Here is an 8,930-nt window from a genome sequence, read left to right on the forward strand (position 1 = left end):
TTAGTCTCCGAAGGCAAGCAGTGTGCCATCGCTGAGTGTGACACCGGCAAGCGTAATACTCCTGACTGTGCTCTCCAGACCAGGAATACGGCTCCCCGGCGATACAACCAATGACTGTCCTGATGGTAGTTGTAGTGTGGCGCGGAGTTTTTGGTCGCGACCGTTGATTTCCAGCACGACAGGGCGATTATTTGAGGGAACTGTGCGTGCAGGTTGGCCGGGCAGTGAAGTATCGCCGGCGATAGCTCCGGGAAGGGAGGGGGCGATGGTACCGGCACCGGCTTGGTTTTCCTCCAGCTGGCGCTGAAGTTGCGCCCCCTGAACTTCTGCCTGGAGGATGATGTTTCGGATATGCAGTTGCTCAAGCTGTCCTTTTGTCACTTCGGCTGGTTGTGATACCTGCTGGTTAGTTGACTGAGAGGCCTGAACGGGTAATGGACTCAATACTGGCAGCAGGAGCCAGAATGTCGCTTGTCGCAGAAAGTTACTGTGCTGACGCATAAATTTTACCTTCAGTGGTATAGCTGAACGCACTGCCATTCAGCTCGAAAGAGATTCGGGTTAGTCGGATACCGGTTTCATCCAGACCGTCGAATAACATGATGGAGGGGAGAGGGGCGGAGAAACTAAACACGTATTCCTGCCAGTCCTGCACGGGAGGCGGCTCTCCGTTTGCCCCAGGCAGGGCTGGAGGTGCTGCTACATCAGTGATGTTGAGCATGACCTGTTGTCGCTGGAACCAGGAGAGGATACGGATGAACTGCGCTGAGCTGTTCGGCACGGCTTCATCTTTGAGTGGGCTGTCAGGGGGGGCCAGTGTAACCCTGGCTTCCCGCCCCCCCTCTTTCAGATTGAATACAGGTGTGACACCGAAAACTTCCCGGGCGCGGGCCAGGAATCCCTCTACTGTACCGCCCGGCATAATCTGGTACAGAAGTGTTATCCCATCAGGTGAACAGGTTCCGGATGTCAGCTTCCAGCTTTCCAGAACATACTTCGCCGGATCGGTCTGTCTCTGACAATCATTGAGAAGATCCGTAGCCGTAACTTCATGTGCCCAGGGGTGAGGCAGGGATTGAGGTTTTACCTGGGTGGCAAACATCGCACGCGCCCTGGCCTGGATTTCCTCGGCGGTGAGTGTCGGCTCCTCTGGTGGCGTGGCAGCCTGCCACCAGGTAATGGCACCTGTACCTATTAGCAATATCGTGCAGGCCAAAAACCAGCGTTGTCTTTGCAGTCCATCAACATGTACACGGCATTGCTGTCGTCTACGCGCAGATAGTCCGGTAAAGAGACTGTTTGCTTCAAGCGGGGTGTCCACTGTGGCCAGACATTCCCATCCTTCTGACGGCGGTTCATTCATGCTCAGGAACAGTGTCAGCAGCGTTTGCATTTTGTCTGTGCCCCCCGTTTTATCGGCGGTGACGGCAGGCAATCCATTGATGCTGGCCAGAAACACGAAATCAGTACTATTCAGTCGGTAAATACCATATCCGTTTCGTGTGCTGGCACAAAAAGCGAGCGCCAGTGAGTAAAGCTGATGCCGGCGATGACGGGCTGGCAATCGGCCGCCCCCAACTACCTGTTGCTGCCTGTCCCGTCCATTTATTCGTTCACTGGAAGTATTAACACCGATGCCTGCAGTACTGGCTGGCTGTGCTTTTCTCAGGTGAAATGACTGTAGCCGGAATTTCTGCCTTTCCTTTGGTGCCCAGTCCATTCCCGCCAGCCAGTAACGGCTGCGGGATTTTCCATCCCGAATTGTAAACAGGTAAGCCTCATCATTCATTTCAGCCTCCAGAGTTCTGCGGGAACGTTGGCGTGATCACTATGACCAAAGTGGTTCGCTCGTTTTTACCTGACTGACCTCCGCCCAGGAGCGGGTTCCCTGGCGTGAAGGTACCGGACTTATTGACGGAGGTATTGTTCTGATCAAAGCCGGTGAGGATCAGCGACTGCCCGGCCCGGAGGTTTGCCTTCTGGCTCAGGGAGCGCAGTTTGGTATATGGCATCTCTATATAGGAGTTGCCGTCTTTTGACGTGAAGTTACGAATAGTAGGTGGATCAGACAGATTGAAGTTCACCTGCAGCTGAACATTACCTGTTTCCTGAATTAACGGCAGCAGGGTCATGTTGAACCCTGTAGTGATCATCCCCGGTGTCAGAGTTGTGGTGGCGCCAACATCAGTGGTTGTTGTTGTAGCCGACTGTGCCACATAAACCGTCTGATCTGCCATCTGGATAGGCACGGGCGTCAGGTTTGTCACGGTGCTGGACTGAGAGGTGACGACGCTGACATCACCCTGTTCAGACAATGCTTTTAGCAGCAGGCTGGAGCCAGCAAACTTCGCGGCATTACCGGTAGCGGTATCAAGAATGGACGCGCCGGCAGATATACCGCCAGAGAGATCCCCGGTAGCGTTATTAAGCGTTGCGCCAGCTGAATGAAGTGACTTGTAGACCAGGTTCCAGTCAATCCGGAAATCTTCATTTCGTGAATTACCGACGCTCAGTACTTCAACATTCAGCGCTACCTGCCGGTTCATGATGAGATTCTGCTCGTTCACGTAACGGGCCACGGCAGCCTGTACTGAAGGTGTATCCGTCACAATCAGTGATGAGCTGGACGAGGACAGCCAGTAGCGGCCTTTATTTGGCGTCAGCATGGACTCAACAGCTTTGCGCAGATCAGCATACAGATCGTATTCCTGACCGGTAGTTGTGCTCTGGGAGGTGGTGGATTCCCCGGATGCGGAGTTATCAGTGCCACTGGTGGCCCCCATACTGCTGGTCGTTCCTGAACTGACGCTCGACGTGCTGGACGTTTTGGTATTCAGCATGGCCAACGAATAGGTCCGGGTTTCCATCAGGTAAAACACGATGGTGCCATTATCCATTCGCCAGTAGAGACCGCTACGGCTGGCCATCAGATCCAGAAGCCCGCCCAGATCGCCCTGCCACATCAATCCGGTAAGATTCAGTGGCTGGCTGGTTCCGCTTGTTGCCGGAGAGGTTACGCCACCCAGGCTTGCCAGTGGTGTCCTCCCATTGTCATCGGGGGGCGGGAGTGAGCCACTCATCTGGCGTGTGACGCCGGTGCTGACACTACTTTGGCTGATATCAATGGCATCAGGAGTAAAGATCACCGGTGTGCCGCACAAAGCTGTGATGCGTTGTGCCAGTTCCTGCAGCGTAATGTTCTTTTTTGCCTGGGTTATGTTGCAGGACGGAGCCTGGCGGTTTCTTTCCCGTACGGCGACAGGAATGGGGCTGGGGTTAATCCACTGCCGGTCCGTCCAGGTCAGTGGTTGTTGGTGTTGGGTTCGTGGCAGCTGCGCCTGCGCGCGGGCTACCGTGGCATCAGATTGAGCCTTCGTCTGCATTTTATTGATTTCAGAGAAGGTACAGCCTGCGAGCATGGCAAAGCAGGACGCCATCAGCAGGCGCCGCAAAAGGGTTTTCTTCATGGGGAAAATCCGGATTAGTTGAGGTAAACCACGGCGCCTTCAGAAACGCCCTGTGGTGCCGTGAGTCCGGTGGCAAGACCGGAAAGCCAGATTAGCTGACCACTTCTCATGGTGCCGATAAGTGCCGAACCGCGACTCTGTGCCCGTAACGCATCAACGAGCCCAGGTTGTTCCGGCATCCAGATCCACAATCTGCTCTGAAGTAACCGGTACTGGATTCGGCTGTCGGGGGTGAAGGGAAGACCCAGTTGATCGGTTGGGATGGAGCCGTCCTTCTGACCTGTCTTGTAACGCCAGTCATTAACACGATTAGCGATGGTCAGGAACTGGGAAGCATAAAACTGGCCGCTCTGTGTTTGTATAGCTGTCCGACTGTTCTGATTGCGTTGGGAATCTATATCACCGGCGATAAGGAAAAATATCATGCCGATGGCCAGTATGACCCAGCCCATCATCGACCTGCCGGAGTATCTGTGACTGATACCACGCACTGCATGCGGGAAGCTTCTGCATAAAGCGGTTTCTGTGCGGTACGGTAAAGGTCGAACATTTGGCCGAGCATGGTTTCAAATGAACCGCGGAATGTCAGCGGAGCATCAAGCCGATAATCCGTCACGGCGACAGGCCATATAACCGTCCAGTGTGGTGAAGCGCCAGATTCACAGCGTGTGTCCTGTGCCCATTTCATCAGCATTTCTCGCAGAGTTGTACCAGCCGGTGCCGTCCAGGTTTTGCCCTGAATCACAGGTGCGATAGGTTGTCCTGTGACTGGCTGTGGTTTCACCGCTACCGGTGCCGGTTTTGTCGTTACAGGGGCCGGAGATTTAACAGTTGTCTGCGCTACTGGTTGGGCTGAATCCGGGCCGCTGAATGGATTTCTCGGTATGCCAGCTGCTTGGGCAGGAGTTGTTCGGTTTTCAGTGAACGACGCAGAGGTTGTCAACTGAGCGGATTGACCCCTTCGCTGCAGTGTGATGGCATGACGATTCCAGTCCACCTGCGCCTGGATTGATTGCTCTTCCAGCAAACGGTTGAGCACTCTGGTCCACTGGTCATTGGTGTATACCGAGACGATACGGGTATTCAGGACAGGGCGCAGTGCATTCTCGTAGTTCAGTGCCCAACCTGTGGGAATGATACGTTTGACCCACTGTTCGAGTGTGAGGTTGCGCGCCGGGGATAATGACAGAACTGCAACGGGACCTGGTGTGCCAATAAATGTAAGTGCTGGCAGTGATGGATTCGTGACTGAACCAGGTGCGCTGGATTTACTTGTGGAGGAAGACAGCATTGTTGGTTGAGGCAAAGGCGAGGTCTTCGATACCTGCGCTGCAGTTGCCGGCTGTCGTACGGGAACAGGTGTAGCGACCGGGGGCGCTATCCGCCGTTGTGTTTGTTTGATTATATCAGCGCTGTCGCTGATCTGACCGTCTACAAACACGAGTGCAGGGGTGTCTGGTGCGACGTTACGGTTTTGAAATCCCGTGCAGCTGCTTAACAGTGACGGTATTAACAGGGGCAGGGCAATTTTATGCACGCTGACGTCCCGGGTGAATGGTCGAAACTTCATGGTTTGTTCCTTTTGTTATCGGTCAGTGAAGGTCTGGCCGCCAGAGATTACCGCTGCCGACATTTTCGCGATCTCCCCATGCGCCCCAGGCGGATTCCGGCAGGGTACTATGTCCGATATAGAGAGTGCGTAAAGTAGCTTTAGACAACGAGGTGTCCCGGCCTCGAACAACAGAGAAACGATCGAGATAGAAAGACTTTTCAACTTCTTCGTCCTCGTTTTGTTTCAGCAGGAGTTGAAATGTAATAGGTGAAATCATTGAGCCTGTTGCGGTAAATGCTTCTTCCATACGAGTGAGTTGCAGGATGTGATTCTTCCGAGTGCGCTGGCGCTCCATTATTTCGGTGACAACTTGTTCAGGCCAGGGGCAGAGGCAGTGTTTCCAGCCAAGTCCTAGAAGTGAATTAAGTACTGCCCGGAACCGAAAAAGATCGCAGTTTCCGGTTGATACAGAGTTGGTCCAGAGCGTAGTCAGAACGGCATCAATGGAGCGGTTTTTTTCGGTTTCGAGTAACTGCCGGATAGTCATAAACTCGCTTCCCATTCCTTTGAATGTCGGTATTCTTCTTGCTCCGCTTAACCATTCAGTGATGAATCTACGTTTGCCACGCTCTGAGGTTATGTGATGGTTTTCGACTGCCGTACGTAAGGCAACGAGAATGCACCACAAGAGATGGCTGACCTGTTCCTGGGTGGATTGCATGGTTTGTCTCTCTTAGGTTCCGGTTTCTGGCAATGACGTCTGTACCTTCATTCCGCCAGAGTGAAGGAAGCCTGAGTGCAGGCTGGTTAAAGGAACAGAGGGTGTTCATCGGGCAGGACCAGCCCAGACGTCATTGCCGGAAAACGGTGCAAAAAAAGCCCCCGTAGACGGGGGAATTAAAAGGGATGGAGTGATAACTGGTTAAGGCCAGTTTAAGAGGCTACGGTAAAGTACATTTCAAAACCCCCATGCATCAGCATGGGTGATCATATCGAACAACATCGCTGTCCTGGATATGGGGTGCTCCATTTGTTCTAGCTGTGTCAGTCGTTTGTACTGACTTTTTGTAAGCCAGATATTTGATGCAACTTCCAGTTCATCCCTTGCAGCAGGGTGATGGGTAGGATCGGGGTATTTTTTCATTAATGCTTCAACCACCCTTGTGTTCACCGGGGTGATTTGGCTACCGAACTTCACAAAATCGCAGAACGCTGAGTGCGCCCTAATAGTATCTATCTTTTGAACATCAAAATTGGCTTTTAGGAAAAAATATCCAGGAAAAACTGCAGATACCCTTTTTCTGAAAACATGCGGTGCATCAGCACGCCGTATTTTCGTTAAGGATAATGGCGTCCAGGGGGTAATTCTCCTGTCGTGTAGCCAGTCGAATAATTTCTCGCGATTTTTGCCCCCCGTAATATAGAGAGCAAGATACCATTGTTGGTTACATACAGTCTCAATATTCATTTTTGAACGCTTCGCGCAGAATTGATCCATGACGGGATAATTCAATGTTCAACGGGGTCGAACATACTCAACCATGATGACTTAACAGTCTTACTAACAAGCACTTAAGTTTGTCAGCTGTTATTGGGGGTCTCATAGTTCAGGGTGCTCTTGTAGGGTAGACCCTCAAGTAAAATTGGCGGCAATACTTAATGGTCTGCGCTTATGATTCTATCTCGGTAAATCAAAGTAAAGTGTAAATAGTCCAAGTCTTAAAAATGCACCCTTGAGGGGTGCATTTTTTGATTAATTTGTGATCATTAATGAAATCATAAAAAAGTATGAGCGTGACAATATTACAGCACGCATTGCATCATTGCTTTTTAAGTTCAGAGCTTTAGTGCTTCGCTTAAGATGTGATCGGACCGTCTCAACAGAGATATTGCAAATGTCAGCAATGGATTCATATGTATTTCCGTGGGCATACAGAGTCACAATTTCTAACTGCTTTCTGGAAAGTTCCGGAAAAACGCTATGCAGGGCGTTAATAGTGTTCTCATTAATCATTGTGAAGTCCCCTGGCAAATCAGTACGTAATAAATTTACGCGTAAAATGCATCTCCCTTAATGGGGAGAAACCCCATTGAACGTGTTGTGATATGTGGTATGGGTTAGGACATTCTGTTTAGAGAATACACCAGCTACAAGCCATTGAAAGCCAAGTATATTTGCTAGGGGGGATTGAGGATTCTTTGATAAGTTCTTGCGCATTGTAGATGAAGCTCCCGTGTAGATATGATATCGGCTGCCACGGAGTTCTCACGCTCTGGTGGCAGCCCAGGCAGGGGTGAGAAACCGGCCTACACGGTACCGGCCAACCTTACGGTTGCCCTACCTGAACCGCCATTACACAGATGTGCTGGTTCAGTACACAAAAAAACACGCGATGCGTGTCAATGTGCACGTGTAGATACGGGTTCTCACGCCCGGTCACAGGATTTACTATGACTTTTGAAGACTACTGTTTGCTTAGTGATGAGTCAACTAGATACGCATCAGGATCAGCTCTGAATAATCTAAATCTCGGCTTTAAAAATCGAGGGGGTATGTAGGCATCCCAGTTATTCTTCTTGCAAACTTCTAATAGCTCGCTCCCTGATGCGGTCCCGGTTTTCTGCAGGCATCTGCTGATTCTATGCTCTACCGCTTTTAAAGAAGTCCCTAATATCCGAGACATAATTTTCCTGCTGTATTTAAGAGATATTAAAAAAATGATCTCCCATTCAGCATTAGTAAATATCTCGGACGGTACCCTATAAACCAACGATTTGGGGACGTCTCCCGATAGCAAGCTATCTGGTCCAAAAATATCAACAGGTCTTACCTGAAGCATAGTACCTGAACAGATTCCTTCATCGTCATAATAGGGCCGGGACTCGAAGCACAAAGCATGTATAGAGTTGCTCTCACCTATTGGATGCGTAACGATAGAAGAGAATTGGTCTTCATGCTCCATAACGAGTTCTTCCTGATTGTGTATTCGCTGTGAAAGGTAAGCTAAGGATGTAGGAAGTTGGTCTAATGTTTTACCTACAATAGGATAATCATTAGGGAGTTTTAATAACCTAAGAAAGGCTTGGTTAACTGCTACATACTGCAGACTACCATTCTTGATCGTCATAGGTTCTCTGCTGTTGGAAATCAGGTTTAAAACCTGAGGAGCAAGTTGGAATTTTTTTTTGAAGAAATGATTTTAGACATCATCCGCTAATGGCCGTATCTATTTGAATTTTAGAGGTATATTCTGTGTGCGGATGTACTATATCATGTAAAACTACACTTAACTGAGTTTGATCAGCGATCATAATATTAGTTAATGATGCTTTTAAGTGTCTGATTGTATGCTACGATACAATAATTCGTAGGTGCTATCTGTAAACCAGGAGGAGTTATGGCACATCCGATACATTGCACGAAAGTCGCTGGTATCACGGAGTTCAAAAGGGATCCGTTAGGGACTGTCGAGTCAGCAGAGGGTGATGCTATTGCTATTCTGAATCGTAGCGCGCCGGCGTTTTATCTTGTACCACTAGAGCTTTTCGAGAGCTTAAAACGAGACGCAGAAGCGCATCGTTCAAGAAGTGAAGCTTAATCTAGGAGCTGGAGAGATCCTAAAAATTGATCCTGCATTGTTGTGGTGATAAAGTCGGTGAACTTATTGTTATAAATGAATTTATTAGGTTGTCACGCCTAAGAAGGTGACAGGTTCTGGCAGGTTAGTTAGCTAAGCCCAGAAAAGCAAAAACCCCGATAATCTTAGATACTTGGCGGCATCGCGAGATTAACGGGGTCCTTAACAAATCATGCAGAAGTTGTTGCTTCTGTATGGGAGTATAACCCGTGCGCGAAAAAAGACAAGAGATTCCGTGCTTACTCCTTCTGTGCAACATAAGCGCAGGAAGTA

At 49.9% G+C, this 8,930-nt stretch carries 9 protein-coding genes; all 9 read right to left on the minus strand.

Going from position 1 to position 8,930, the window contains the following annotated elements:
- Window positions 1-501 (minus strand): type IV pilus biogenesis protein PilP, encoded by a 501-nt coding sequence (pilP, locus tag GHC22_RS24010; protein ID WP_153754046.1) that lies wholly within the window; start codon window positions 499-501, stop codon window positions 1-3.
- Window positions 485-1,789 (minus strand): type 4b pilus protein PilO2, encoded by a 1,305-nt coding sequence (gene pilO2, locus GHC22_RS24015; RefSeq protein WP_153754047.1) that lies wholly within the window; start codon window positions 1,787-1,789, stop codon window positions 485-487. The genes pilP and pilO2 overlap by 17 nt, the downstream gene beginning before the upstream one ends.
- Window position 1,790: 1 nt before the next feature.
- On the minus strand, window positions 1,791-3,467 hold the full coding sequence (locus GHC22_RS24020; RefSeq protein WP_040231333.1) for a PilN family type IVB pilus formation outer membrane protein: 1,677 nt from the start codon (window positions 3,465-3,467) through the stop codon (window positions 1,791-1,793).
- Between the two features lie 14 nt (window positions 3,468-3,481).
- On the minus strand, window positions 3,482-3,892 hold the full coding sequence (gene pilM, locus GHC22_RS24025; protein ID WP_228553291.1) for a type IV pilus biogenesis protein PilM: 411 nt from the start codon (window positions 3,890-3,892) through the stop codon (window positions 3,482-3,484).
- Between the two features lie 26 nt (window positions 3,893-3,918).
- The gene (locus tag GHC22_RS24030; RefSeq protein WP_228553293.1) at window positions 3,919-5,037 is read right to left on the minus strand and encodes a toxin co-regulated pilus biosynthesis Q family protein; all 1,119 of its coding nucleotides are present in this window, start codon (window positions 5,035-5,037) and stop codon (window positions 3,919-3,921) included.
- Window positions 5,038-5,059: 22 nt separating this feature from the next.
- A complete protein-coding gene (locus GHC22_RS24035; protein WP_153754048.1) occupies window positions 5,060-5,740 on the minus strand; it encodes a hypothetical protein in 681 nt (226 codons plus the stop codon).
- 237 nt (window positions 5,741-5,977) lie between these two features.
- Window positions 5,978-6,487 (minus strand): transcription termination/antitermination NusG family protein, encoded by a 510-nt coding sequence (locus tag GHC22_RS24040; RefSeq protein ID WP_153754049.1) that lies wholly within the window; start codon window positions 6,485-6,487, stop codon window positions 5,978-5,980.
- A 285-nt stretch (window positions 6,488-6,772) separates the two neighbouring features.
- Window positions 6,773-7,033 carry a sigma-70 family RNA polymerase sigma factor gene (locus GHC22_RS24045; RefSeq protein ID WP_153754050.1) on the minus strand — a complete coding sequence of 87 codons (261 nt, stop codon included), beginning with the start codon at window positions 7,031-7,033 and terminating at the stop codon, window positions 6,773-6,775.
- 451 nt (window positions 7,034-7,484) lie between these two features.
- Window positions 7,485-8,171, minus strand: a complete 687-nt coding sequence (locus GHC22_RS24925) for a PAS domain-containing protein (protein WP_356829360.1) — start codon at window positions 8,169-8,171, stop codon at window positions 7,485-7,487.
- Window positions 8,172-8,930 lie beyond the last annotated feature (759 nt).

The sequence above is a fragment of the Citrobacter sp. H12-3-2 genome, from assembly GCF_009649895.1.
GTDB classification, from domain to species: domain Bacteria; phylum Pseudomonadota; class Gammaproteobacteria; order Enterobacterales; family Enterobacteriaceae; genus Citrobacter; species Citrobacter portucalensis.

What these genes read in the sequence shown, in the direction of transcription:
- pilP (WP_153754046.1), bottom strand. Translation starts at nt 501, where the DNA reads ATGCGTCAGCACAGTAACTTTCTGCGACAAGCGACATTCTGGCTCCTG.
- pilO2 (WP_153754047.1), bottom strand. Translation starts at nt 1,789, where the DNA reads ATGAATGATGAGGCTTACCTGTTTACAATTCGGGATGGAAAATCCCGC.
- GHC22_RS24020 (WP_040231333.1), bottom strand. Translation starts at nt 3,467, where the DNA reads ATGAAGAAAACCCTTTTGCGGCGCCTGCTGATGGCGTCCTGCTTTGCC.
- pilM (WP_228553291.1), bottom strand. Translation starts at nt 3,892, where the DNA reads ATGATATTTTTCCTTATCGCCGGTGATATAGATTCCCAACGCAATCAG.
- GHC22_RS24030 (WP_228553293.1), bottom strand. Translation starts at nt 5,037, where the DNA reads ATGAAGTTTCGACCATTCACCCGGGACGTCAGCGTGCATAAAATTGCC.
- GHC22_RS24035 (WP_153754048.1), bottom strand. Translation starts at nt 5,740, where the DNA reads ATGCAATCCACCCAGGAACAGGTCAGCCATCTCTTGTGGTGCATTCTC.
- GHC22_RS24040 (WP_153754049.1), bottom strand. Translation starts at nt 6,487, where the DNA reads ATGAATATTGAGACTGTATGTAACCAACAATGGTATCTTGCTCTCTAT.
- GHC22_RS24045 (WP_153754050.1), bottom strand. Translation starts at nt 7,033, where the DNA reads ATGATTAATGAGAACACTATTAACGCCCTGCATAGCGTTTTTCCGGAA.